Annotated in this window: 32 protein-coding genes; 13 read left to right on the top strand and 19 right to left on the bottom strand. The window is 25.1% G+C overall.

Features of this window, described 5'->3' with window-relative positions:
• Positions 1–6: 6 nt before the first annotated feature.
• Together CKV87_RS05555 and CKV87_RS05550 are read right to left on the bottom strand one after the other, a co-directional pair.
• On the bottom strand, positions 7–672 hold the full coding sequence (locus tag CKV87_RS05555) for a response regulator transcription factor (RefSeq protein WP_012012811.1): 666 nt from the start codon (positions 670–672) through the stop codon (positions 7–9).
• On the bottom strand, positions 662–910 hold the full coding sequence (locus CKV87_RS05550) for a DUF1104 domain-containing protein (protein ID WP_012012810.1): 249 nt from the start codon (positions 908–910) through the stop codon (positions 662–664). Before CKV87_RS05550 ends, CKV87_RS05555 begins: the two co-directional genes overlap by 11 nt.
• A gap of 95 nt (positions 911–1,005) precedes the next feature.
• Between CKV87_RS05550 and CKV87_RS05545 the strand changes: the two genes are divergently transcribed.
• A complete protein-coding gene (locus CKV87_RS05545; protein WP_012012809.1) occupies positions 1,006–2,775 on the top strand; it encodes an ABC transporter ATP-binding protein in 1,770 nt (589 codons plus the stop codon).
• A 12-nt stretch (positions 2,776–2,787) separates the two neighbouring features.
• A complete protein-coding gene (locus tag CKV87_RS05540) occupies positions 2,788–3,279 on the top strand; it encodes a SixA phosphatase family protein (protein ID WP_012012808.1) in 492 nt (163 codons plus the stop codon).
• On the opposite strand, the gene CKV87_RS05535 is transcribed toward CKV87_RS05540, so the two are convergent.
• The 7 genes from CKV87_RS05535 to CKV87_RS05505 are packed head-to-tail and all read right to left on the bottom strand — an operon-like array spanning position 3,273 to position 9,108.
• Positions 3,273–4,235 (bottom strand): FecCD family ABC transporter permease, encoded by a 963-nt coding sequence (locus CKV87_RS05535; RefSeq protein WP_012012807.1) that lies wholly within the window; start codon positions 4,233–4,235, stop codon positions 3,273–3,275. The two genes, CKV87_RS05540 and CKV87_RS05535, sit on opposite strands and share 7 nt — an antisense overlap.
• Positions 4,232–4,933, bottom strand: coding sequence for an ATP-binding cassette domain-containing protein (locus CKV87_RS05530; protein WP_012012806.1), 702 nt, complete (start codon positions 4,931–4,933; stop codon positions 4,232–4,234). The genes CKV87_RS05535 and CKV87_RS05530 overlap by 4 nt, the downstream gene beginning before the upstream one ends.
• Positions 4,911–5,741: an ABC transporter substrate-binding protein gene (locus CKV87_RS05525; RefSeq protein WP_012012805.1), complete on the bottom strand. Its 831-nt coding sequence runs from the start codon at positions 5,739–5,741 to the stop codon at positions 4,911–4,913. The genes CKV87_RS05530 and CKV87_RS05525 overlap by 23 nt, the downstream gene beginning before the upstream one ends.
• Before the next feature lies 1 nt (position 5,742).
• The gene (locus CKV87_RS05520) at positions 5,743–7,662 is read right to left on the bottom strand and encodes a TonB-dependent receptor (protein ID WP_012012804.1); all 1,920 of its coding nucleotides are present in this window, start codon (positions 7,660–7,662) and stop codon (positions 5,743–5,745) included.
• A gap of 19 nt (positions 7,663–7,681) precedes the next feature.
• Positions 7,682–7,861, bottom strand: a complete 180-nt coding sequence (locus CKV87_RS05515) for a hypothetical protein (RefSeq protein ID WP_020847880.1) — start codon at positions 7,859–7,861, stop codon at positions 7,682–7,684.
• Positions 7,862–7,894: 33 nt separating this feature from the next.
• Positions 7,895–8,605 (bottom strand): sulfite exporter TauE/SafE family protein, encoded by a 711-nt coding sequence (locus CKV87_RS05510; protein ID WP_012012802.1) that lies wholly within the window; start codon positions 8,603–8,605, stop codon positions 7,895–7,897.
• Complete coding sequence (locus CKV87_RS05505; RefSeq protein ID WP_012012801.1) at positions 8,605–9,108, bottom strand: hypothetical protein; 504 nt, start codon at positions 9,106–9,108, stop codon at positions 8,605–8,607. Before CKV87_RS05505 ends, CKV87_RS05510 begins: the two co-directional genes overlap by 1 nt.
• 315 nt (positions 9,109–9,423) lie before the next feature.
• On the opposite strand from CKV87_RS05505, the gene CKV87_RS05500 reads away from it, so the two are divergent.
• Entirely contained in the window at positions 9,424–10,050 is a 627-nt protein-coding gene (locus tag CKV87_RS05500) for an HAD family hydrolase (protein WP_012012800.1), read from the top strand.
• Here CKV87_RS05500 and CKV87_RS05495 read toward each other — a convergent pair.
• Positions 10,047–10,733, bottom strand: coding sequence for a pseudouridine synthase (locus CKV87_RS05495; RefSeq protein WP_012012799.1), 687 nt, complete (start codon positions 10,731–10,733; stop codon positions 10,047–10,049). The genes CKV87_RS05500 and CKV87_RS05495 overlap by 4 nt on opposite strands.
• Positions 10,734–10,791: 58 nt before the next feature.
• Here CKV87_RS05495 and aat point away from each other — a divergent pair, with 58 nt between their 5' ends.
• Positions 10,792–11,460, top strand: a complete 669-nt coding sequence (aat, locus tag CKV87_RS05490) for a leucyl/phenylalanyl-tRNA--protein transferase (protein WP_012012798.1) — start codon at positions 10,792–10,794, stop codon at positions 11,458–11,460.
• On the opposite strand, the gene CKV87_RS05485 is transcribed toward aat, so the two are convergent.
• Complete coding sequence (locus CKV87_RS05485) at positions 11,457–11,834, bottom strand: DCC1-like thiol-disulfide oxidoreductase family protein (protein ID WP_020847873.1); 378 nt, start codon at positions 11,832–11,834, stop codon at positions 11,457–11,459. The two genes, aat and CKV87_RS05485, sit on opposite strands and share 4 nt — an antisense overlap.
• Positions 11,835–11,892: 58 nt before the next feature.
• Between CKV87_RS05485 and CKV87_RS05480 the strand changes: the two genes are divergently transcribed.
• From CKV87_RS05480 to CKV87_RS05450, 7 genes are all read left to right on the top strand, one after another.
• Positions 11,893–12,435 (top strand): tetratricopeptide repeat protein, encoded by a 543-nt coding sequence (locus CKV87_RS05480; RefSeq protein WP_012012796.1) that lies wholly within the window; start codon positions 11,893–11,895, stop codon positions 12,433–12,435.
• 102 nt (positions 12,436–12,537) lie between these two features.
• Positions 12,538–13,698 (top strand): TsoY family (seleno)protein, encoded by a 1,161-nt coding sequence (locus CKV87_RS05475; protein WP_012012795.1) that lies wholly within the window; start codon positions 12,538–12,540, stop codon positions 13,696–13,698.
• Positions 13,699–13,720: 22 nt separating this feature from the next.
• The gene (locus tag CKV87_RS05470; protein WP_012012794.1) at positions 13,721–14,149 is read left to right on the top strand and encodes a hypothetical protein; all 429 of its coding nucleotides are present in this window, start codon (positions 13,721–13,723) and stop codon (positions 14,147–14,149) included.
• Positions 14,150–14,286: 137 nt separating this feature from the next.
• Positions 14,287–14,514: a DUF4492 domain-containing protein gene (locus CKV87_RS05465; protein WP_371317641.1), complete on the top strand. Its 228-nt coding sequence runs from the start codon at positions 14,287–14,289 to the stop codon at positions 14,512–14,514.
• Positions 14,515–14,529: 15 nt separating this feature from the next.
• Positions 14,530–16,056 carry a cytochrome ubiquinol oxidase subunit I gene (locus CKV87_RS05460; protein WP_012012792.1) on the top strand — a complete coding sequence of 509 codons (1,527 nt, stop codon included), beginning with the start codon at positions 14,530–14,532 and terminating at the stop codon, positions 16,054–16,056.
• A gap of 1 nt (position 16,057) precedes the next feature.
• Positions 16,058–17,188, top strand: a complete 1,131-nt coding sequence (gene cydB / locus CKV87_RS05455; RefSeq protein ID WP_012012791.1) for a cytochrome d ubiquinol oxidase subunit II — start codon at positions 16,058–16,060, stop codon at positions 17,186–17,188.
• A 110-nt stretch (positions 17,189–17,298) separates the two neighbouring features.
• Positions 17,299–17,679 carry a NifB/NifX family molybdenum-iron cluster-binding protein gene (locus CKV87_RS05450; RefSeq protein WP_012012790.1) on the top strand — a complete coding sequence of 127 codons (381 nt, stop codon included), beginning with the start codon at positions 17,299–17,301 and terminating at the stop codon, positions 17,677–17,679.
• 30 nt (positions 17,680–17,709) lie between these two features.
• On the opposite strand, the gene CKV87_RS05445 is transcribed toward CKV87_RS05450, so the two are convergent.
• Genes CKV87_RS05445 through CKV87_RS05420 form a run of 6 tightly spaced genes read right to left on the bottom strand, consistent with a single transcriptional unit; the run spans position 17,710 to position 21,332 of the window.
• On the bottom strand, positions 17,710–18,150 hold the full coding sequence (locus CKV87_RS05445) for an NfeD family protein (RefSeq protein WP_012012789.1): 441 nt from the start codon (positions 18,148–18,150) through the stop codon (positions 17,710–17,712).
• Complete coding sequence (locus tag CKV87_RS05440) at positions 18,128–19,057, bottom strand: SPFH domain-containing protein (RefSeq protein WP_012012788.1); 930 nt, start codon at positions 19,055–19,057, stop codon at positions 18,128–18,130. Before CKV87_RS05440 ends, CKV87_RS05445 begins: the two co-directional genes overlap by 23 nt.
• Positions 19,058–19,100: 43 nt before the next feature.
• Positions 19,101–19,955 carry a sensor histidine kinase gene (locus CKV87_RS05435; RefSeq protein WP_012012787.1) on the bottom strand — a complete coding sequence of 285 codons (855 nt, stop codon included), beginning with the start codon at positions 19,953–19,955 and terminating at the stop codon, positions 19,101–19,103.
• Positions 19,945–20,607 carry a response regulator transcription factor gene (locus CKV87_RS05430; RefSeq protein ID WP_012012786.1) on the bottom strand — a complete coding sequence of 221 codons (663 nt, stop codon included), beginning with the start codon at positions 20,605–20,607 and terminating at the stop codon, positions 19,945–19,947. Before CKV87_RS05430 ends, CKV87_RS05435 begins: the two co-directional genes overlap by 11 nt.
• The gene (locus CKV87_RS05425; RefSeq protein WP_012012785.1) at positions 20,608–20,949 is read right to left on the bottom strand and encodes a hypothetical protein; all 342 of its coding nucleotides are present in this window, start codon (positions 20,947–20,949) and stop codon (positions 20,608–20,610) included.
• 2 nt (positions 20,950–20,951) lie between these two features.
• Positions 20,952–21,332, bottom strand: coding sequence for a hypothetical protein (locus tag CKV87_RS05420; RefSeq protein ID WP_012012784.1), 381 nt, complete (start codon positions 21,330–21,332; stop codon positions 20,952–20,954).
• A gap of 130 nt (positions 21,333–21,462) precedes the next feature.
• On the opposite strand from CKV87_RS05420, the gene CKV87_RS05415 reads away from it, so the two are divergent.
• Together CKV87_RS05415 and CKV87_RS05410 are read left to right on the top strand one after the other, a co-directional pair.
• The gene (locus CKV87_RS05415; RefSeq protein ID WP_012012783.1) at positions 21,463–23,226 is read left to right on the top strand and encodes a Na/Pi cotransporter family protein; all 1,764 of its coding nucleotides are present in this window, start codon (positions 21,463–21,465) and stop codon (positions 23,224–23,226) included.
• Entirely contained in the window at positions 23,213–23,440 is a 228-nt protein-coding gene (locus tag CKV87_RS05410; protein WP_012012782.1) for a hypothetical protein, read from the top strand. The genes CKV87_RS05415 and CKV87_RS05410 overlap by 14 nt, the downstream gene beginning before the upstream one ends.
• Here CKV87_RS05410 and CKV87_RS05405 read toward each other — a convergent pair.
• On the bottom strand, positions 23,433–23,897 hold the full coding sequence (locus CKV87_RS05405) for a tRNA (cytidine(34)-2'-O)-methyltransferase (protein ID WP_012012781.1): 465 nt from the start codon (positions 23,895–23,897) through the stop codon (positions 23,433–23,435). The two genes, CKV87_RS05410 and CKV87_RS05405, sit on opposite strands and share 8 nt — an antisense overlap.
• Before the next feature lies 1 nt (position 23,898).
• On the bottom strand, positions 23,899–24,732 hold the full coding sequence (purU, locus tag CKV87_RS05400; protein ID WP_012012780.1) for a formyltetrahydrofolate deformylase: 834 nt from the start codon (positions 24,730–24,732) through the stop codon (positions 23,899–23,901).
• Positions 24,733–24,760 lie beyond the last annotated feature (28 nt).

Genomic DNA, 24,760 nt, shown 5'->3' with positions numbered 1-24,760 from the left:
CTAGTTTCACTCTTGGTTAAATCTATATCCAAGTTTCTTAACGCTAACAATTTTTTCACTTCCTAATATTTTTCTAAGATTTTTAATATAAGTTCTTAAAGAGTTATCGCTATACTCTTCATCATATTCCCAAACATAACTATATATTTTATCATGTGGCAAAAGCTCATTTGGATGTTGTAAAAGTATCTTTAAAAGTTTTAACTCTTTTAAATTAAGTTTAATCTCTTCACCGTCACACTTTAATTCATTTGAAATTACATCAAAAGTTATATTTGGAGTAATAACTATTTCATCTTTTTTTACAAACTCTCTTTTTAATAAAGTTTGAATACGAATTAAAAGCTCTTTTAAAGCAAAAGGTTTTCTAATATAATCATCACAACCGCTAGAAAATCCTTCTTCAAGTGAATCTACAGAATTTAAAGATGTTATAAAAATAGCTGGAACTGTATCATTTTGAACTCTAACTTCTTTTAATACATCAAATCCATTTTTATTTGGTACATTTACATCAAGTAAAAGTAAATCATAATTATGTTCATAAATAGATGCTATTGCTTCATCTCCATCATAAACACAAGTTACATCAAAACCTTCATCGAGTAAATATTCACTTACAGTTTCACTTAAGTTACAATCATCTTCTAATAATAATATTTTACTCTTCATCTTCTATTTGCTTCTCTTTGGGGTTTTTGTCTTCATTTAATCTTTTTTCATATTGAGTTTTTTCATTTACAGTCATTTTTGGAATCCTAAAATCCAACTCTTTAAAAAAGGCACTTTTGTCTTTTTCATCTACAAAACCAATAATTTCTATTAACTCTTGCGTACTCATCTCAGAATAATTCTCTTTTGCAAAAGCAAAACCAGCAACCAACAATCCCATAAGAAAAATCTTTTTCATCAATTCAACTCTTTCCAACGCTTTTTTTTGTTTAATTGTAGCATAAGAAATGTATAATAATCGTAGAATAAACTAAAAAATAGGCTAAAAAAATTATGAATAAGAAAATATCATTAAAATATATATTTAAACTTTTACTAGAAAATAAAAAACCACTAATTTTTGGACAAATAATAACAATATTTGCGATTTTAATAAGCATTCCAATTCCCCTACTTTTGCCTTTACTTGTAGATGAAGTTTTACTTGAAAAACCAGCTTTTATAGTAAATAATTTAAAAGATTTAGGAATAGAATCTATTTTGTATTATATTGTAATTGTAACATTTATGGTTTTATTTTTAAGATTTGCACATTTGCTTTTAGGAGTAATTACAACAAAAATATTTACAAAGATTTCAAAATATGTAACTTTCAATATACGAAAAAAACTTTTAAATCATCTAAAAATAGTAAATATGAATGAATATGAAAGTTTAGGAAGTGGTAGTATTGCTGCAAATTTGATAACAGATGTTAATACTTTAGATAATTTTATAGTTTCAAGTTCAAGTAAACTTGTAACTTCAACACTAACATTATTAGCTGTTGCTATTGTTATTATAAAAATAGATTTGATTTTAGGATTGATGATTTTATTTATTCAACCAATTATTATGATTTTATCAAAAAAGATTGTAAATAAGACAGGAGAATTAAAAAAGGAAGAGAATAAAACAATAGAACTATTTCAAAATAATATAAATGAAACTTTGGATCTTTTTGGGCAAATAAAAGCAAGTAATAAAGAAAATTTCTTTTTTGAAAACTCTATAAAAAAAGCAAAAGATATTCAAATAGCTTCAAATGAATTCAACTATAAAAGTGTAGCTTACGAAAGATTTTCTTTTACTATTTTTTTATTTGCTTTTGAAATATTTAGAGGTGTTGGTTTAATTATGGTTGCATATAGTGATTTATCAATTGGTTTAATGTTTGCAATGTTTGGATATATTTGGTTTATTATGACTCCAATTCAAGATATATTAACTATTCAATACTCACTTGCAAGTGCAAAAGCTGCTATCAATAGAATAAATAAAATTTTAGATTTAGAGTGTGAAAAAACTGGAAAAATAGTACTTGATAAAAATAGTAAAAAAGTAGATATTTCTATAAGAAACTTATCTTTTTCATATAAAAAAGATAAAGAGACTTTAAAAGATATCTCTTTTGATATAAAAAGTGGTGAAAAAATAGCAATAATTGGTTCAAGTGGGAGTGGGAAAACTACAATTTCACAAATAATTTCAGGATTTTATGCAAAAACAAGTGGAGATATTTTGTATAACAATATAAGTGTTGATGAAATAGATAAACATAGTTTAAGAGATAATATTTTTTTAGTTTTACAAATGCCTATATTATTTAATAATACTTTACGATTTAATATCACTATGGGAGATGATAGTATAAGTGATGAAAAAATATATGAAGCTTTAAAAATAGCACAACTTTATGATACAATTATTAATATGAGTGAAAAACTTGATACTATTGTTGGAAAATATGGAATTAGATTAAGTGGAGGTCAGCGACAAAGATTATCTATTTCAAGAATGATAATAGCAAATCCAAATGTAATAATATTTGATGAATCAACTTCTGCACTTGATGTTCATACAGAAACAAAACTTTTTAGTGATTTAGAAGAGTTTTTAAAAGATAAAACTGTTATTACAATAGCTCATAGATTAAGTACAGTTAAAAATGCTTCTTATGTTTATGTACTTGAAGATGGGAAATTAGTTCAACAAGGAACTCATAAAGAATTAGAACAAAAAGAAGGTCACTACTTAGAGTTTGTAAAACAACAATTAATTTAAAGAAGCTATAAAATGAAAAAATTAGTTTTAATTAGACATGCAAAATCTGACTGGTCGAACCCATTTTTAGATGATTATTTAAGACCTTTAAATAAAAAAGGCAAAAAAAATGCACCTTTAATGGCAAAAGTTTTAAAAGAAAAAAATATAAAACCAGATTTGATAATATCATCACCTTCAATTAGAACAAAACAAACTTTAGAATATTTTATAAAAGAATTTAATTATAACGATGAGGTAAAGTTTGAAGAATCTATTTATGAAGCACCTTATGAAAATCTTTTAAAAGTTATAAAAGATATTCCCCATAGCTATAAAACAGTATTCCTAATAGGACATAATCCTGGTCTTTGTGATTTAACAAATTTTTTAGTAGATAAAAGTTTTGAAAATATTCCAACTTGTGGTATTGTAGAAATAGATTTTGATGTTAAAAATTGGAAAGATATATCAAAAAAGAATTCTAATCTTATTTCTTTTGAATATCCTAAAAAATATCAATAAATTTTTTTATCTCTTTTTATAAGTAAATATATAAAAAATGGAGCTCCAATAAAAGCTGTTACAACTCCAATAGGTAAAGTTGAATCTGTATTTAAATTTCTTGAAATTAAATCACTAAAAACTAAAAAAACTCCACCAAAAAAGAAAGTTGGAAAAAAAAGTTTTTCTGCACTTTTTTTATAAATTATTTTTACAATATGAGGAATCACAAGTCCTATAAAGCCAATGGGTCCTGTGAAACTAATAGTTATACCAACACACAAAGATACAACGACTAATAAAGTTAAGTTTGTTTTATCAACATTCAAGCCTTTTAAAAATGCCATATCATTTGAAATAAGTAAAAGTTTGATTTTATTTTTATATAAATAAATTATCACATAAAACACTATACTTACAAAAAAGATTACAAAACTATTAGAAAAACCAACTGTATCTAAACTTCCAAGAGTAAATCTAACTATTGAATAATTTTCTTGTAAACTACTCATATAAAAAACTAACATCAAAGCTGAAGCATAAAAATATGATAAAGCAATTCCTATTAACAATATCGAATTTGTCGAACTTCCAATAGAAGTTTTATTTATAATCTTTGAAATAATATATAAAACTAAAATAGTAAAAAGTGAACCTAAAATAGAAGAAATAAAAATATACATTGTAGGTAACAATATTATACCAATAGCAGTAAAAAGTGTAGTTCCACTTGCAATTCCTAAAGTATAAGGCGTAATTAACTCATTTTTAAAAATAATTTGAAAAATCAATCCACTTAAAGCTAAAATTCCACCAACAAAAAAAGCCAAAATCACTCTTGCAACTCTCAAATCCCAAAATACCATATTTGAACTATTTGAAAACTCAAATATATCTTTTATATTTATTTGAGTTTCACCTAAAAATGGTGATATAAAAATTATTATTAATCCTAAAATATATAAAAAAGCTTTCATAAATCTACCACCAAATGATTTTGCATTTTTTTGATTGAATTATTATAAAATTTCAATAGATTTTCATCTTTAAAGAACTCTTCGTGAGTTCCAAAAAAATCGATTTCTCCAGCTTTTATAAATAAAATCTTATATCTCTTTAAAGCATAAGCTAAATCAAGATTATGAGTTATAATAATTTTTTGTTTTAACAAATTTGAATCAAAAATATCATAAATATCTTTTAATCTTTTTAAGTCTAAATTTGCAGTTAATTCATCAAAAATAGTTATTCGTGCATCGTGTAAAATAGCACTAGCCATTAATAAAAGTTGTTTTTCTCCAGAACTTAAAATAGCACAATATCTATTTTCTAATTCTTTTAGTTTCAATAAATTTATAGTATCTTCAAGTTTAGATTTATCTACATTTTTTATAAAAGAATTTTCTAAAAACTCTTTTACAGTCATATATTCATCAAAAATAAAAAGTTTTGGAGGAATATAATTTATATATTCTGCTCTTTTAAAACTACTTACTTTTGATAAATCTTTTGCAAATATTTTAACGCTACTATTTGAAATAAGGTTTGATAAAACTTTTGCTAAAGTTGATTTTCCAGCTCCATTTTCACCTAATATTAATAGATTTTCATCATTATTTAGGAAAAATGATATATTTTTTAAAATTGAATTACTATAATTTTTTATCTCTAACATTTTCCAAAATCTTTTTAAAATCTTTTATAAATAGTGCTACTCTATGACTAGAAATTCCAGCATAAAGCTTATCAATAGTATAAATATTGCTATTTTTACTTGCATTTATAGGTAAACTTCTCCACAAGTTTATAATATTTTCTTGTTCATTTTTATTATCTTCTAAAAATGGAGTTAATAAAACTATTATATCGGGATTTAAATTTATAATTTTTTCTGTATTTAATACAGGTTGTGCTTTTGACTCTGATTTATATGCGTTTTTATTTGAACTAGCATTTATAATATCTTCAAAATAAACATAATTTCCTGCAACATAAATATCATTTGATAGTGTTTGTTGAGGACTAAAAACTATTAAAATTTTCTGATTTGTTACTATATTTTCTAACTCTTTTAAAGCTTCATCTATACTTTGATTTAACTTTTTTGCTTTATCAATTTTATTGAAATATTCACCTAAATTTTCTATTGAATATTTTATATCAGCTAAACTCTCAGTTTTATACACTTTAAGTTTTATATTTAAAGCTTCTAAATTTGAATTTAACTTCTCATCATAATTTTGAGTTATTACAACTGTAGGATTTAATTTCAATACTTTTTCTAAAGAGATGTTATTGTAACTTCCAATTTTAGGAATAGATTTTGATTCTTCAGGAAAATCACAAAATTTTGTATTTGCAACTACATTTTTTCCTTCATCTAAGGCAAATACTATTTCATTTATTGCTGGACTTAGAGTTATTACTCTAGTCTCAGCAAATAAATTTATAGAAAATAAAACTATAAAAAAGAGTTTTTTCATGTTAGAAATTTACTTTCATACCAGCAAAAAAAGTCGTTTCAAAGTTTATTGGATAAACTGTATCACTACTTCCCCAATTATTAGCTACCCATAAACCATTTTTTCTATCAAATATATTTTGTACTTTTCCAAATAACTCAATATTTTGATAAGTATAAGATACAGCTAAATCTGTTGAGTGATAATGTTCTTGTTTTTCATTGAAATTATTTTCAAAATCATTTGCAGCATAAGTGCTACTTCTATAAGTATGAGATAAAACTGTATTTATTTTATTTATTTCATAACCTAAATTTACCGTTGCATTATGTTTTGAAACTCCTGGCAATTTTTTACCATCATAAGCCCCATTCGCTTCATTTTCTTTATCAATTTTTGCAATGATATATGAATAATTAATAGAAGTATATAAGTTTTCATTTATATTAAATTTATCAAAAATTTCTATTCCATATTTATGAGATTCATCAATATTAGTATTTTTATAAGAAGTTGGTTCATAATATATCTCATTTTTTAATTCTGATCTAAATAAAGATATTTTTAGTTTATTATTTTTTTGAATATTATTATATCCAATTGTATAGTTATGAACTTTAGTAGGTTCAATAAAACCATTAAAACTAACATTATTTGACCAATCTTTATAAAAAAATCTATCAATATCTGGTGCTTGAAAACTTCTATTATAGTTTGCAAAAATTGATGATGTATCATTTAATCTATAATTTGTTCCAAAATCATAAGCGTTTATATAATCATCTTGTTTAAGATTTGCGCCAGATTCTGGATTATATTCATATTCTACATTTTCTCTTCTAAATCCTGCTGATAAAGTCAAATCATCTATTATTCTATACTCAGTAGAGACAAAAGCTGCCTTATTTGTTTTATTCGTTATATCACTTGAAGATATTCTATCTCCATCAAAACCATCAACTCCTATTGCAACTGTTGCTTTATCATTTTTATAATTTATTTTTGAAGCAAAAGATTTATAATCATATTTTGATTCATTATTCCAAGTAATAAATTTGCTAAATTTATCTTCATCACTATATGTAGTATCTATCCAAAAATTTTCATTAAAATCATATTTAAACCCACCATTTGTTACATAAGAACTAAAATATTGTTCTGAAAAAGATGATGTTTTATTTGGATTATTATTATATTGATCTAAGCTTATTGGATTTGCATAATTAATATTCATGTTAGAATAAGTTCTTGATAAGTTTAATTCCAAACTTTCTGTTGGAGTAAATATTACACTAAAGTTTTTATTTTTATTATAATTTTCATCTTTATCATTATTTGTGTCTTCTATAGAACCATCACTAGAAGTATAATCGATATAAGCATTTGCTATAAAATATTCATTTCCATATCCAAAGCTTATTACTCCATTTTTTGTTCCATTATTTCCAAAATATGTTTTTACATAATTACTATTCTTTTTATCAGTTATTATATTTATAACTCCAGCATTTGCCCCATCTCCATAAGCTACAGAACCTGTTCCTTTTAGAATTTCTATTCTTTCAATACTTTCAAGTGGAATTGCACTTAAAAGTTGTGGTACCATATCAACATTATTCAATCTTCTTCCATTTACTAAAACTACAATATTTTGATATCCATCATTTATACCATATCCTCTTAAATCGATTAATTGAGAAAATTTATTTCCAAATGATGGTGCTACATTAACTGAAGTTTGAGAAGAAAGAAAATCATATATATCTTTAGATTTTGAATTATCTATATCATTTTTTGTATAGATTTCTGTTGCAAAAGGTGCATTTAATTCATCAGACTTGATTAAAGACGAAGTAACTGTAATAGTTTCTAAAGTATCTGTTGAGAAAAGGTTTGTTGCTAAAAAAAAGCTTGCAACTAAGCTTGTAGATATTTTTTTCATTTTTTATTTTCCTAATTATTTATTTTATGTTATTTGTTGAATATAGTTTGATTGGTTTTAATTGTTTTTCTAACAATTGTTTTATGATTTCTGGCATTTTTGACAAAATTGAGCTAATTCTACAGCCAATGCTTAAAAGTTTTCTATTTGTTGTAGCAGACAAAATACCAAAAAAACTAAAATATTTTTTTCTTTTCATAACCATTTTCCTCCTTTATAAAATATAATTTGATTAGATATGACAATTTAAAATTGTTTTTGTAGGATCGATAATATATTCATAACCTTTATAAGCTATATAAATACCAAAAATTATTACCAAGATAGAAGCTATTTTTATAAATAAATCTCTTAAATTTGACTGTTTAAATAATCCTATAAAAAATCCAAGAGAAAAAAGAGCTGGAATAGTGCTTAATCCAAAAATAAACATCACAAAAGCACCCCAAAATGCACTTCCTGTACTAGCTGCTGTTATTGCAAAAACATATACAAAACCACAAGGAAGTAGTCCATTTAACATTCCTAAAAGATAAAAACTAAATAAAGATTCTGAAGATAAAAGAGACTTAAAAGTTTTTTGATAAAGTGGTGATTTAGAACAGCTGTGTTCTAAAATAGTTAAAAATTTGATTTTCCCAAGAAGTGAGAATCCAACTAAAACCATTAAAACACCTGTAATTAATAGTAAAATACCACTTGTCAAATTATCAAAACTTACAACACCACCAACAAAACCAAATAAGGCACCCAAAATCATATAAGTTGTCACTCTTCCAAATGAGTATAATAAATGTGCAAATGTTTGAGTTCTTTTTGAATATTCATTTTTTATTTTTGTACTTGAATAAGCTATTACTATTCCACCACACATTCCAACACAGTGACCAAAAGAACCTAAAAAAGCAATACTTATGATAGTTATTATACTAATTGCTTCCATTATTTAGTAATTAACTCTTTTCTATATGCTGGATTTGCTAAAGTTTCATTTCTAAGAACTCTTAATTGTACTTCTTCAAAAGATATTAAACCATCTTTTAACTCTTCATAAGCACCAAATCCATATCTCATTGGAGTTTCATCTGTTCTACTATACCAAGCATTTCTACCATCTATGTATCTTTTTGTATCTTTAGACATAACCCAAATTTTGGCTGTATCTTTAAAAGGTTTATTTTTTAGCCAATTTACCATTCCACCATGATCATGGAAAAACCAAGTTTTACCATCTGGAGCAACTACTTGAGAAGCATAATCTAAACTATTTATTATCATTCCACAGTCGCTATCTTGATATTTACCTAAAACAATTTCTAATGGAACTTGAGACATATTGTCTTCTTTTAAAACAACCATTTGTTTACTACTTGACATTGATAAAAAGATTATTACTATTATTGAAACAACAATAACTACAGTAATAATAGGCATGTATTTTTTCATAAAAACTCCTAAATAAAGTAATATTATATTGATTTGTATATAAATTTAAGATTATATTTGAGCAAAAAAAAAGGCTTTACAGAGGGAAAAACTGTAAAGCCCGTATTCAAATTATTTCACAAATATAGGATACTAAATTATTTATTTAGTAGAAGGAGGATTTAATATTTAATATAAATATCCTATGAGTGTAATTATAATAGTAGAAAAATTAAAATAAGATAAAATTTATCCTATTTTCTAAAAATTTTTAACTTTTAACTTATATTTTTAATATTATAATGCCAACTCAATAATAATTTAGGAAATATTTTAATGAAATTGATAATATTTGATATGGATGGAACTCTTATAAATAGTGGATTCGCTATTGCAAATACAGTAAATTATGTAAGAGAAAATTTGGGATTTGAAAGATTAGAAAAAGATTATATTTTAGAAAATGTAAATGATCCAAAGATAAACTCTGCAGAATTTTTTTATGGAACAAAAGAGTTTACAGAACAACAAGCAAAACTTTTTGAAGAGTATTATAATAAACACTGTTTAACTGACTTAGTTATTTATGATGGTATATTAAAGCTACTTGATGATTTAAAAAGTGATTTCACTTTAGCAGTTGCAACAAATGCAAATTCAATTTATGCAAACAAAATGTTAAGTCATCTTGAATTAAATCACTATTTTTCATCAATTTTAGGTTACAACGATGTAAAAAATCCAAAACCACATCCTGAAATGGTAAATAAACTTTTAGATATTCATCAAATAAAAAAACAAAATGCCCAACTTATTGGTGATTCTCACAAAGATATTATGGCAGCAACAAATGCAGGAGTTGATTCTGTATTAGTTAATTGGGGATTTTCAAATCATACAAAAGATGCTATTGAATCTGTAAGTGAACTTGAAAAAAGAATAAAATCTAAATTTTTTATTTAGATTTTTATAATCTTAAATTCACCCTCTTTTAAGTCTTCAAGCTCAAAATCTGCAAATTTTGTTCTATGAAGTTTTATCACTTTATTAGAAACTGCTGCGAACATTCGTTTTACTTGATGATATTTTCCCTCAACAATTTCAATTTTTACAAAAGTAGGAGTAATAATTTCTAATTTAGCAGGAAGAAGAGGTTTTTCTTCTCCATTTAACATTAAAGTTCCACTTGCAAAGATTTCTACTTCATCACCTTTTAACGGCTTTTCTAAAGTCGCTTCATAAATCTTTGAAATATCTTTTTTGGGACTTGTTAATCTGTGACTCAAAACTCCATCATCAGTTAAAAGAATAACTCCTGTTGTATCAATATCTAATCTTCCTATTGTTGAAATTTTTGGATTTCTTCTACTATATCTTTGAGGCAATAAAGAATAAATCAATTTTCCTGAATCATTATGAGAACAGATATAACCTTGTGGTTTATTTAATAATATAAGTAAAGTTTCATCATCTAAAACTTCTCCATTTATTTTAATATCATCATGATAAGCTTTTATTGAAGTATTATAAACTCTGTTATCATTTATACAAATTTCATTCATTCTTAAAAATTTTTTTGCTTCACTTCTTGTACAGTATCCTAAACTAGATAGGTGTGCATCTACTCTTTTATAACTATTTGACATTATTTCTCTTTATTTAAAATAGTTTGGATATTAACATTTTTTTGAATAAAATACAAATATGAAATTAATTGATAAAAAATATAAAATTTATTTGCTAGATGAAGAAAAATTTGATTTTCCAACTTTAAATATGATGAATGATGATTTAGTTGCTATTGGTGGAGATTTTCATCCTCAAAGATTGTTAAATGCCTATGAAAATGGTATTTTTCCATGGTTTATAGATGATTTAGGATATATTCATTGGTTTAGCCCACAAAAAAGAATGGTTTTATACCCAGAAAATTTTAAAGTATCAAAAAGCCTTAGAAAATCAATAACAAACAAAGGATTTGTCGTAAAATCAAATGAAAATTTTGAAGAAGTTATTAGATCTTGTGCCAAAATAAAAAGAAAACATGAAGATGGTACTTGGATAAGTGAAGAATTTATTAAAGCATATACAAATTTACATGAACTTGATATTGCTTTTAGTATAGAGTGTTATTTAAAAGATGAATTAGTTGGTGGACTTTATGGAGTTTTAATCGGTGATATTTTTTGTGGAGAAAGTATGTTTTCTTTAGTTCCTGACACTTCAAAGGTTGCATTTTATCATCTTTGTCAACAAGCCAAACAAAATGGAATAAAAATTATTGATTGTCAAGTTTATAATGACCATTTAGCAAGTTTAGGTGCTTTTGAAATAACTAGAAATGAATACTTTAATCTTTTAAAAGATAGTTAAATTTTACTATCTTTTTTTAAAATGAAAAGTACAATTTTTCTTGTAAAAAGTAATATATTATATAAAATTCTTGAAAATTTATTATCATATTTAAATAAAAAATGCAATTTACCAAGAATTGTATTTTTTTTCACAGCACTATTTAAAAATTCTAAAGCTTTAGTTCCTTGATAATATGTACTTTTATGTAAAACAATAAATCCATTATTTATATTCAAATTTGTATTATCTTTTATACTATTTATATTTATTCGAATATCTTTTATATCTAAATCAAAATTATCTTTTAACTTCAAATATTTTGCATAATTTTTACAAAATGGGCACTCTTCATCATAAAAAAGAACTATTTTTTCTTTATTTTTTGTTTTCATTATTTATCCATTATTTATGATATAATTTTGCCTATTTTAAAATAAAAAAAGGTAAAAAATGAAAAAAGTGCTATTTACTATTTTATTCTTAAGTCTAAGTTTATTTGCTCAAAATGACTTTGGAGATGAAGATTTTGTAAAAGGACAAGATGCTTATGATAGACAAGATTATCCTACTGCCATAAAGTTTTATGAAAAAGCGGCAAGCAAAAACAATGTTGATGCTATTTGGTCTCTTGGTTTTATTTACGATAATGTTCAAGAACATAAAGGTATAAATGCAAATTTAGTAGAAGCGTTTAAATGGTATAAAAAATGTGCTGATTTAAATGATGAACAATGTTTGTTTAATGTTGGAAATATGTATCATGAAGGTCATGGAGTAAAACAAGATTATGTAGAAGCTATCAAATGGTATTTAAAAGCAGCAGATAAAGGATATATTGATGCTTATTACAATCTAGGTTTAATGCATGAAGAAGGACTTGGTGTAAGAAAAAATATTTCTGAAGCTATAAAATGGTATCAAAAAGCTGCTGATTTAGGTGATGAAGAATCACTTTCTGCTGTAAAAGAACTTAGCTCAAAACTTCCAAAGTAAACTCTAAAGCTTATTATAAATATAATATTTTATAATACTATATTTATAAGTTTTTAATATAATTTCTTATAAGATACACAAAATCTTATAAAGGAATTATTTATGCAATTAAGAGAAAAATTCTCTCCCACTTGTTTTTTAGCTGCTCTTGGAGCTGGAGGATTAAGTGTTTCATTTTTTATGTATTTGATGTTTTTAGTTCCCCATCCAAATACTCCAATGGCAACTTACGAATATGTTATAGAAGCTTTATTTAAAGGTAATTGGTTATCTTTTGTAGTGGCTTTTTCTTTGGTTTTTATTTTAGCTTTTGCTTTTTTACATTTTAAATTACTTATTTGGAATACAAAACAGTATTTGATGTATAAAAAAACTAAAACTTATGAAGATTTATTAGGTTCAAATGCTCAAATTTCACTTATGACTTTACCTTTGACATATACAATGACAATTAATGTATCTTTTGTTTTAGGTGCTGTTTTTGTGCCAAATTTATGGAGTGTAGTTGAATACTTATTTCCATTTGCACTTTTAGGTTTTGCTATAAATGGTTATTATGCTTTAAAAATATTTTTTGATTATTTTTCAAGACTTTTAATAAAAGGTGATTTTGACTTTACAAAAAACAATAATCTTACACAAATGATTTCAATTTTTGCATTATCAATGATTGCAGTTGGATTTGCTGCTCCTGGAGCTATGAGTCATAATATAGTAATAAATGCAATCGGTATTTTCTTTGCTATATTTTTTGCTTCAGTTTCAATACTTCTTATAGTATTAAAACTTATTTTAGGTTTTAAAAATATGTTTGAACACGGTGTTGGACTTGAAACTGCACCATCAATGTGGATTATTATTCCAATTTTAACTCTTCTTGGAATTACTTTTGTTAGAGTAACTTTTGGATTAGAACACAATTTCCATACTTTAACAAATAAATCGTCACTTTTTGTACTAACTTCTGTTATTTTGTCTTTACAAATAATATTTGGTGTTTTGGGATATTCAGTGATGAAAAAAATGGGATATTTTGAAAAGTTTATAGAATCAAATGAAAAATCAGCTATATCTTTTTCTTTAATTTGTCCTGGTGTTGCTTTTTTTGTTTTTGGAATGTTTTTTATAAACTTAGGTTTAACATACAATGGAATTCTTGAAAAATATTCATTTTTCTATTTTATTTTGATGATTCCATTTATTTATATTCAAATAAAAACAATTAAGCTATTTTTTAAACTTTATAAAAAGTTTTCTTTCTAAAAAATTATAAAAAGGATTAAATATGAAAAAAATTTTAGTATCTTTAGGAGTATCTTTACTGTTAACAACTTCTAGTTTTGCAGATGATAATAGTGCAAAAGGACTAAATATCATTATAACTTCAGGTGATGCACAAACTCAAATGATGGGTATGGTTCTATCAACAATGACATTAAAACAAGGCAAAGAGGTAAATATGACTCTTTGCTCAAATGCTGGTGATTTAGCTATAAAAAATACAGAAAGCCCAAAATTAAAACCTCAAGATAAATCTCCAAAAATGTTACTTGACAATTTAATTAAAAATGGTGCAAAAGTTCAAGTTTGTCCACTTTATCTTCCAAATATAGAAAAAACTGAATCAGATCTAATTGATGGTGTAACTGTTGCAAAACCTAATGAAGTTGCATCTAAACTTTTAGACAAAAACTATCAAAATTTAAGTTATTAGAAAAAGGAGTATTTTATACTCCTTTCCCATAATTAAGTTCTTATACTTAAACAATCTATTATTTTATCTTATATTTAATATAAAAGTTTTTCATATTTTATTGACTTTTATTATGCAAAGTATTATAATCCAAAAAGATATTAATAAGAGGTACTTATATGAATATCATAAGAAATATTTATTATTTTTATATCAATGGTTTTAAAAACATGACTTTAGGTAAAACTTTATGGAAAATTATAATTATAAAACTTATTGTAATTCTTATTTTTCTTAAATTTTTTATTCATGATAAATCTTTTAAAACAGAATATAAAACTTACGAAGAAAAGGTAGATTTTGTATATAAAAATCTAACAAAATAAATTAAGGAATTTGTTATGGAAGAACACTTAGTTGATTGGTCAAGAGCACAGTTTGCCTTGACAGCCATGTACCATTGGATTTTTGTTCCATTGACACTTGGTCTTGGATTTATTGTTGCTATAATGGAAACAATATATGTAAAAACAAATGATGAATTTTGGAAAAAAACTACAAAATTTTGGATGGGTTTATTTGCAATAAATTTTGCAATTGGTGTTGCAACAGGAATAATAATGGAGTTTGAGTTTGGTACAAACTGGGCAAATTATTCTTGGTTTGTAGGAGATATTTTTGGTGCACCACTTGCAGTTGAAGGTATTTTAGCATTTTTTATGGAAAGTACTTTTTTTGCAGTTATGTTTTTTGGTTGGAATAAAGTATCAAAAAGTTTTCATCTATTATCAACTTGGTTAGTTGCCATTGGTTCAAATCTATCTGCTTTATGGATACTTGTTGCAAATGGTTGGATGCAATATCCAGTTGGAATGACTTTTAATCCTGATACGGTAAGAAATGAGATGAATAATTTTTGGGATGTATTACTTTCACCTGTTGCTGTTAGCAAATTTTTACATACTATTGGAAGTGGATATGTTTTATCTTCGCTGTTTGTTATAGGAGTTAGTGCTTGGTTTTTACTTAAAAAAAGAGATGTTTTGTTCGCAAAAAAATCTATGATTATTGGAGCAAGTTTTGGACTTATTACTTCACTATTTTTAGTTTTAAGTGGTGATGAATCAGCTCATCAAGTTGCTCTTAAGCAACCAATGAAGCTTGCAGTAATGGAAGGACTTTATGAAGGAAAAAAAGACGCTGGAATTGTTGCAGTTGGAATTTTAAATCCTAATAAAACTTTAGAAAATAACGAAGAACCATTCCTATTTGAGTTCACTCTTCCTTATGCTCTTTCACTCTTATCTTATCATGATAAAAATGCTTTTGTTCCAGGAATTAAAGATTTGGTTTATGGAAATGAAGAACAAGGAATAATTAGCACTCAAGAAAAAATAAATAGAGGTAAAATAGCAATAAAAGCATTAGAAGAGTATAAAGAAGCTAAAAAACTTAGTAACTCTATTAAAATGTTAGAAGCAGAAACAATTTTGAGAGAAAATCTGAAATATTTTGGATATGGACATATTAAAAATCCGCAAGACGTAATCCCACCTATCACACTTAATTTTTACTCATTTCATATAATGGTAGGACTTGGTATTTGGTTTATTCTACTTTTTACTGTAGTTTTATTTTTACTTTTAAAAAAAGATATTATGAATTATACTTTAGTTTTAAAATCAGCACTTTTTAGTATTCCTTTAGGATATATTGCAAGTGAAGCAGGATGGATTGTTACTGAAGTAGGAAGACAACCTTGGGCTATTCAAGATTTAATGCCTGTTGGAATTGCAGCAACAAAAATAGCCTCAACAAATGTAATCATTAGCTTTTTCATATTTGCTATTTTATTTACTGTGTTACTTATTGCTGAAATCAAAATTATGACCAAACAAATACAAATTGGTCCAAATAAGGAGCATTAAAATGGGATTTGGTAATTTAGAACTTATAACACTTCAACAATATTGGTGGATAATAATATCTTTATTAGGTGGTCTTTTTGTATTTATTATGTTTGTTCAAGGAGGACAAACTTTAATAGATAAATTAAGTGAAAATGAAACTGAAAAAACTATGTTAATAAATAGTATAGGAAGAAAATGGGAACTTGGTTTTACAACTTTAGTTCTTTTTGGTGGAGCATTATTTGCTGCTTTTCCACTTTTTTATTCTACAAGTTTTGGAGGAGCTTATTGGGTTTGGTTGGCAATTTTATTTTGTTTTATTATTCAAGCAGTTAGTTATGAGTATAGAACAAAACCAAATAACTTTTTAGGTCAAAAAACTTATGAATATTTTTTAAAAATAAATGGGAATATTGGAACATTTTTACTTGGAGTTGCAATTAGTACTTTTTTTAGTGGAAGTGAATTTATAATTGATAGTAACAACTTTGTAAATTGGCAAAATCCTTTAAGAGGCTTGGAAGCACTTTTAAATCCATACAATTATTTACTTGGATTTTCACTTGTTTTTTTAGCAAAAATAAGTGGAGCTTTATATTTTATAAACAATATAGATTATGAAAAGATTAGAGAAAAAGCTGTTAATTCTATAAAAATAAATATGCTTTTATTTCTTTTTTTCTTTTTAGGATTTATGTTTTGGATTCTTACAAAAGATGGATTTGCAATACAAAATGGTATTGTCTTTATAGAAAAATATAAATATCTATTTAATTTTATTGAAATGCCAATCATTTTAGGTATGTTTTTGATTGGTGTAATTATGGTAATTGTTGCAGTATTTATGACAATTATATTCAAAAAAACTTGTTGTATCAAAACAGGTGGAGTGGGAATTGTTTTAACTGTTATGGCACTTTTGTTAAATGTTGGATTTAACAATACTTCGTATTATCCATCAACAAGTGACCTACAAAGCAGTTTAACTATTATGAATAGCTCTGGAAGTCACTATACACTTATGACTATGAGTTATGTTTCTTTAATGGTACCTTTTGTATTAGCTTATATAGCTTTTGCTTGGTATAGTATGGATAGAGTAAAAATAACAAAAGATGAAATTGAATCAAAAGATTCTCATAATTATTAAAAAGGTTAAAAAATGGAATATTTGAGTGAATTAATTTGGTTAAGTCTATGGCCGTTGGTTATATATCTTGGATATAAGATTTCGATTAAAAATGCAACAAAGGAGATAAAATGATTGCCATACCAGTAAAAACAGATAAAGAAGATACAGCAGTATCAACACTTTTTGGGAAAGCAAAATATTTTGCATTAATAGATAATAATAAAATAAATATAGTAAAAAATGAACAATCTGGAGGAAAAGCTGTCGTAAAATGGTTAAAAAATCAAAATGTTGATACTTTAATCACTTCTCATATTGGAGAAAGACCTTTTACTCTTCTTTCAGATTTAAATATAAAAGCTTATTTTGCGGGAAATAAAAGAGTTGAATTAAAAGAAATACTTTTAAAATATGCAGATGGAGAATTAGCTATTTTAGATGATTATACTTTTCAAACTCTCATAAAAGAAGACAAAGAACATACAAAAAGATGTTCAACTAAAAAATAAATAAACCCAAAAAAAGGCAAGAAAATATTCTTACCTTTTTTGAATAGTTGCCATATTATTTGAAGTTTTTAAAACTTCTACTTTTTCACCTTCTACAAACTCTTTTGCATCAAGATTTGAATCAATCTCCCAATAAGTTCCTTTATAAAAAACTTTAGAGTTTTTAATTTCCCCTATTCCTTTTTCGTCAAAAAAATTATCTGAAACTTCAGTTTGAGATTTGAAAAATTTATCCAAAGATTTTCTTCTAAATAAAAAAAGAAAAATTAAAGAGAGTAAAGATATAACTGCAAGTTGCCAAATAGCTCCTGAAAAAATAAAGAAAAAGCTAATAATTGCAACAACTAAAAATCCAACTCCAAACCAAATAATTATAAAAGAGGCAATAAAAGCCTCGAGAGCAACTAAAGTTACTCCAATAGCCAATAAAGTATATGGATCAATTACGCTAAGCATTGTTAGAGTTTCCATTACTTACCCCTTTAAAAAATGCATCTCCTAAAACAGAAGTTGAACCTATCATAGAAGTTACATCGTAAGGTAAAATCATTTTATCAGTTGAACTACTTTCGGCAAGTGCTTTAAATGCAACAATTCTATCTTTTGCAAGTAAAAACTCTGCTGCTTTTTCATTTTCCATCATAGATATATTTATAAGTCTCATAGCTTCTTGTTGACCAGCTGCTAATTGTTCTTGCTCATATCTTTTTGCATTTGCCATTCTTTCAATTGCTTCTGCTTTTAAAATCTCACTTTGTTTAAAAGCTTCTGCTTCTCTGATTTGTGCTTCTTTTTGAGCTTCTGCTCTTGTTTGAATAGCTCTTTTTTCTCTTTCTGCTTCCATTTGCATATTCATAGCTTTTTCTATTGAAGGAGGAACTGAAATATCAGCTATTTCAACTCTTGTTACTTTTATTCCCCAGTTTGTTGCGGCACTTCCAAGTTCACTTTGAAGTTTTGCATTTAGAGTTTCTCTATTTGATAAAGTATCATCTAAATCCATTCCTCCAATTTCAGCTCTTAAAGTTGTCATTGCTAAATTTGCTATTGCATCTTTAAAATTTATTACATTATAAGTTGCTTGAACAGCATCATCAACTTTACAAAAAACTATTCCATCAATAGAGATATTTACATTATCTTTTGTGATTACTGATTGTTTTTCAATATCAACTAATTGTTCTCTTGAAGTAAGAATAGCTCTTACTCTATCAACAACTGGAATAATTATATGAAAACCACCATGCAAAACTTTATTAAATTTTCCAAGTCTTTCAACCACATATAAATCTGATTGAGAAACGATTTTCACACCTTTTGAGATAATAATAATTGCAAAAAAGATTATTGCAACTGCAAATACAATGCTTCCTTCCATAAAAAACCCTTTATTTTGATATGAATTATTATTATACTATAATTTATTTTTTTATTATGTTTTTTAAATTTAAATTGAACCTATTTCCATTTTCTAACTGTTCAATATTAATAAAAATTCTATTTTTATCACAAAACTCTTTTACCATAGCAAGTCCTAATCCAAATCCATCTTTTTTAGGATTTTCTTGAAAATATTTATCAAAAACTATAAAAAGATTTTTTGTATCAATTTTCTCACCTTTATTAAAAATTGATAATATATTTTCTTTATAATTTATCTCTATTAATGGCTCTTTTTTATCATTGTATTTGATTGCATTTGATATTAAATTATCAATAGTTTTTGTAAAACCATTTATGTCTGTTAAAATTTTTATATCTTCCAAATCAACATTTATTTTAGTATTTTCTTTTATATCTTCAAATTTTTCAAGCGAAGATTTTATTATTTCATCAAGGAAAAACTCTTGTTTTTCTATTTTATCTATCTCTTTTTTTATCTCATATTCCATATTTTCATAAAGTTTTAAAAGATTATTATTTGCTTGTTCTATTCTTTGTAATCTATTTAAACTTTTTTCATCTTTTATACTTTTTTGAAGAAGTTGTACATTCATTTTTATAGTAGAAACTGGAATATTAAGTTCATGAATTGTCTCTTTTATGCTTAATTCAAGTTTTTCATCACTTTTAAATAAAGGTTTCAATAGTGAGTTAGAAAAAGTCAAAAATACAGCTAATCCTAAAATTATTAAAGGAATTATTATATAAATAAAAAGTTCTGGATTTAAGCCAAATTTTGAAATGAAAAAATAGTTCAAATATAAAACAATAACTAAACAAAAAGTAAAAATTATAGAAATAGAGATTAAAAAATCTATTTTTTTAGAATTCAATTTTGTACCCTATTCCTTTTATATTTACAATCACATTTGCATCTGAAAAAAGTTTTTTTATTTGATTAATATAAACTCTAATAGAACCTTCACTATAATCTTCATTTGCAGCCCAAAGTCTATTTATAATCATCTCTTTTGTAACAATATCTCCCCTATTTTCTATAAATAGTTCAATTAAATCTAAAATTTTTGTAGGCAAGTTTAAATCTATTCCATTTTCATAAATTCTTTTATTTATTGGATTAAAATCTAAAGTTTCAGTTAATTTTATAAGTTCAAATTGTTTTTTATTTCTTTTTAAAAGTGCTTTTATTCTTAAAAGTAATTCATCTAAATCAACAGGTTTTTTAAGATAATCATCACAACCTTTTACAAAAGCCTCTTGTAATGTATCTTTATCTTTATAAGATGTTAAAAATATAGTTGGGGTATTGTCTTCGCTATTTCTTAAACTTGCTAAAAGTTCTAAACCACTTATTTTAGGAACTTTGATATCAAAAATGTATAAGTCATAGTTATTTTCATAATTTAGACTTAAACACTCTTCTCCATCTTTCGCAATATCAATAACAAATTTTTCTTCAATTAAAAAATCTTCCAAAGTTGAAGCAAAAAGTTCATCATCTTCTAAAACTAAAATTTTATACATTTACTTTTTCTTCTTTTTTTTAGAATATTTCTCTTTTAATCTTTTTCTTTCTTCAAGTTCTCTTTTAAGAGCATCTGGATTTGAACTATCAATTCCTTGTCTTTTTTCAACAGGAATTTTTCCTTTTAGTTTTGGGTTTAATTCAAAAAATTCATCTAAATCTTTTATTTGATAAATTTCACCTTTATTATGAAGTTCTGCTCGTTTTGGATAGCTTAAAATATAACATTGAGAAAAATCTTTTTCAATAACTCCTCTTGTTGCAAGGCTTTTAAAAATATCATATTTATAAATTATAAAAAATACAATTGTCACTACAAAAGTAATTATAACCAGATCCAAACTTATTCCTTTTTATTTTTGATACTTTCTTCTATTTCTTCATAGATTTTTTTATATTGAAATTTTTCATCAAATATTTTATCTTTGTATTCTATTAGAAAATTAAGTTTTTCATCTATTGTTCTATTAGCAGGATTTACACCAAATATTTTCATCAAAATCCACAAAGGAAAACCTGTTTTCCCAGTTTTTGATTCATCAAAAGATTCATTTCTAATAGTTATATAACAATATTCATCATACCATTTTCCAACAACATCTATTTTCCAAATTGTGCCATTTCCAAAAGTTGCTTTATAATCTTTATCTTCTTCCAAATAAAAATTTATAGCTTTTAATTTTACTTTTACTATGTTCAACTCTTTTTGGTATCTTGCGAACATTTATTTTTTCCTTATATTGCGATAAAAGAGTATTTTTTAGGATTTTACCATAATAGTTATTAATACTAATAATATTCTATTTTAGTTATAATCGAAGAATTTATAAATAGATATTTTGGAGTATATAATCGTGACAAAGAATTTTTTAATTTTTTTAGGTTTTATAATTCTTGCTTATATTGTAATATTTTATGAAAATTTTACAGTAATATTAAGTGGAATTGCAATTTTTCTAATCGGAATGTTTTTTATGCAAGATGGCTTTAAACAACTTTCTGGTGGTATTTTAGAAAAATTACTTCAAAAATTTACAAGTAATACTTTTTACGCAATTGCAACTGGTTTCTTTTCTACATCAGTTGTTCAAAGTTCAACAATTATCACATTAGTAGTTATTTCATTTTTAAGTGCTGAGTTATTAACTTTAGTTCAAGGTATTGGAATAATCTTTGGTTCAAACTTAGGAAGTACAACAACAGCTTGGATTGTTTCAAGTTTAGGAGTTGATGTAAAAATATCTAAATATGCTTTTCCTATGATTGTATTTGGAGTTATTTTAAGATTTACAAAAACAAATGGGCTAAAAGGTAGTGGAAATGTTTTATTAGGACTAGGATTTATCTTCCTTGGAATTGCTTATATGAAAGATGGATTTGATGTAATGAAAGAATCTATTGATTTAGCTTCTTTTGCTATGGAAGGTTATCTTGGAATAATCATTTATATTTTAATAGGTATTTTTGTTACTGTTGTTATTCAATCAAGTGCTGCAACTTTAGCAATAGTTATTACAGCACTAAATGCTGATAGCATCTCATATTTAAATGCTTTAGCTTTAGCTATTGGAGCGAATGTTGGTACAACATTAACTGCCATTTTAGCTTCATTTACTTCAAATGAAAATGGTAAAAGAGTAGCTTTTGTTCATTTCACTTTTAATATTATTTCTGCCGTTTTTGTAACTATATTTATATTTCAATTTCAAATATTAGTTGATTTTCTATCTCCATATTTAGGCATTAGTGATAATAACTATGGTATGAAACTAGCATTATTTCATACTATGTTTAGTGCAGTTGGAATTATTCTTTTAACACCATTTATAAAACAACTAGTAAGCATTTCTGAGAAATTAATAAAGAAAAAAGTATCAGCTGCATCAAAACCAAAATATTTACTAAAATCAAATTTAGATGTTCCTGATGTTGCTGTTGTTTCTATTAGAAAAGAGATAATAAATCTTTATGAAAACTGTCAAAAAGCAATGCTTCATGCTTTAAACTTACATACAACAAATTTGACAAAAGAGAGTTTAAATGCACAATTAGCAAAAGAGTTAACAATAATTGATACAAATATAGATGAGATTTATCAAACTAATATAAAAAATCTTTATAGCGAAATAATAGAATATTCATCATTTGCACAAGAAAATATGCTAGATTTTCACCACACAGAAATTGGTGATTTAAAAAGAAGTGCTGCTTTAATAATTGAAGTGTTAAAAGATACAAGAGATATTCAAAAAAATGTAAACTTTTATTTAAAAAGTAAAAATGAATATATAAAAGAAGAGTATAATATTCTAAGAAAAGAGATTGCCGAAATTTTAATAGATATAAACACTTTATCAACTATTGAAACAGATATTGAGCAGCTAACTCAATTACAAGTTATAAAAACTACTTTAGCTGAAAATGATTTAGCAAGTTCAGAAGAGATTGGTGCTTTAATAAGAGAAGATAAAATAAAAGCGACAATGGCAACTTCATATATGAATGATAGTGCAACAGGTTATTCTATTCAGAAAAAACTTGTTGAAGTTGCAACAATTTTATTTATAAACAACAATCTTTTAAAAGAGATAGGAGAACAAAAGCATGAAACTAAGTAAAATAATAGATAAAATAAAAAAATATCTAAAAAAAGATAGTTTAAAAGAATCAAAAAAAGATAAAGTAAAAGAGATAATTGAAAAATTAGAAGAAAAAAAAGAAAAAATAAAAAAAGAGATAAAAGAGTCAGAAAAAGAGAAAGAAAAAGAAAAACTTCAAAAAGAGCTTGATGCTATCATCAAGCTAATCGAAAAAAGTAAAATACTTATTTAAAACTTGTGAAATTTTGTCTCAAAGCTTCATAAGCTACAATCGAAACAGAATTAGCAATATTTAAACTTCTTGCATCATTTGTCATAGGAATCGTTATACAAGTGTGAGAAGACTTTGATAATAAATCTTCAGGAAGTCCTGCATCTTCTCTTCCAAAATAAAAATAATCACCTACATTGAATTTTGCATCAAAATATACATTTTTTGTTTTAGTAGTTGCTAAAAAGTGTCTATCATTAAATGGATTTTTTGACCAAAAATCTTCAATATTTTCATATTCAAAAACTTCTAAATCATACCAATAATCAAGTCCAGCACGACGAACTTCTTTTTCTGTAATTTCACCAAAACCATAAGGTTTTATAAGATGAAGTTTACAATTTAATGCAAAACATAATCTTCCTATTGTTCCTACATTTCCTGGAATTCGTGGCTCTAATAAAACTATATTAAACATTTTATAAAATCACCGTTTTATTTCCATGAACAAAAACTCTATCATTTAAAAGCAATTCAAAAGCATTTGATAAAACGATTTTTTCTACATTTCTTCCTGCATTTCTCATATCTTCCCAAGAATAACTATGATCAACTCTTACAACATCTTGAAAAATAATCGGACCTTCATCTAAATCATTTGTTACATAATGTGCTGTTGCACCTATGATTTTAACTCCTCTTTCGTGAGCTTGTTTATATGGATTTGCTCCAATAAATGCTGGTAAAAATGAGTGATGAATATTTAATACTTTTTTAGGGAAATTTTCTACAAATTTAGGAGTTAAGATTCTCATATATTTTGCAAGAACAATTAATTCTGGTTCATATTCATTGATTTTAGCAATCATTTTTTCTTCATGTTCTTCTCTGCTAAGACCTTCTGCACTAATACATGTAAAAGGAATATTGAACTTTTCAACTAACTCTTTTAAATGTTCATGATTTGCAATAACAGCTTTTATATTTGCATTTAATTCACCAGCAATGTATCTAATAAGTAAATCACCTAAAACATGAGACTCTTTAGTTGCAAGTATTACAACATCTTTTTTCTCTTTTTTGTTTAGTTTGATTGATGCACCTGCTGGTAAAACTTCAGTAAGTTCTTTTAATAAAATATTTTTTGATACTTTTCCAGAAATTATACTTCTCATAAAAAATTTTTTACTATCTGGATCAACATATTCTGCATTTTGTTCTATATTTAAGTTATTTGCAAAAAGAACTTTTGAAATATTATAAACTAGACCCTTTGCATCTTCTGTATCAATTAAAAGTATATATTCTTCCATATTTATCCTATGATTATTCAAGTTTAAA

Origin of the sequence: Aliarcobacter butzleri (genome assembly GCF_900187115.1) — a bacterium.
In the GTDB taxonomy this organism is placed as follows: domain Bacteria; phylum Campylobacterota; class Campylobacteria; order Campylobacterales; family Arcobacteraceae; genus Aliarcobacter; species Aliarcobacter butzleri.
The sequence above is the reverse complement of the archived record's forward strand: the minus strand, read 5'-3'. Positions and strand labels throughout refer to the sequence as shown.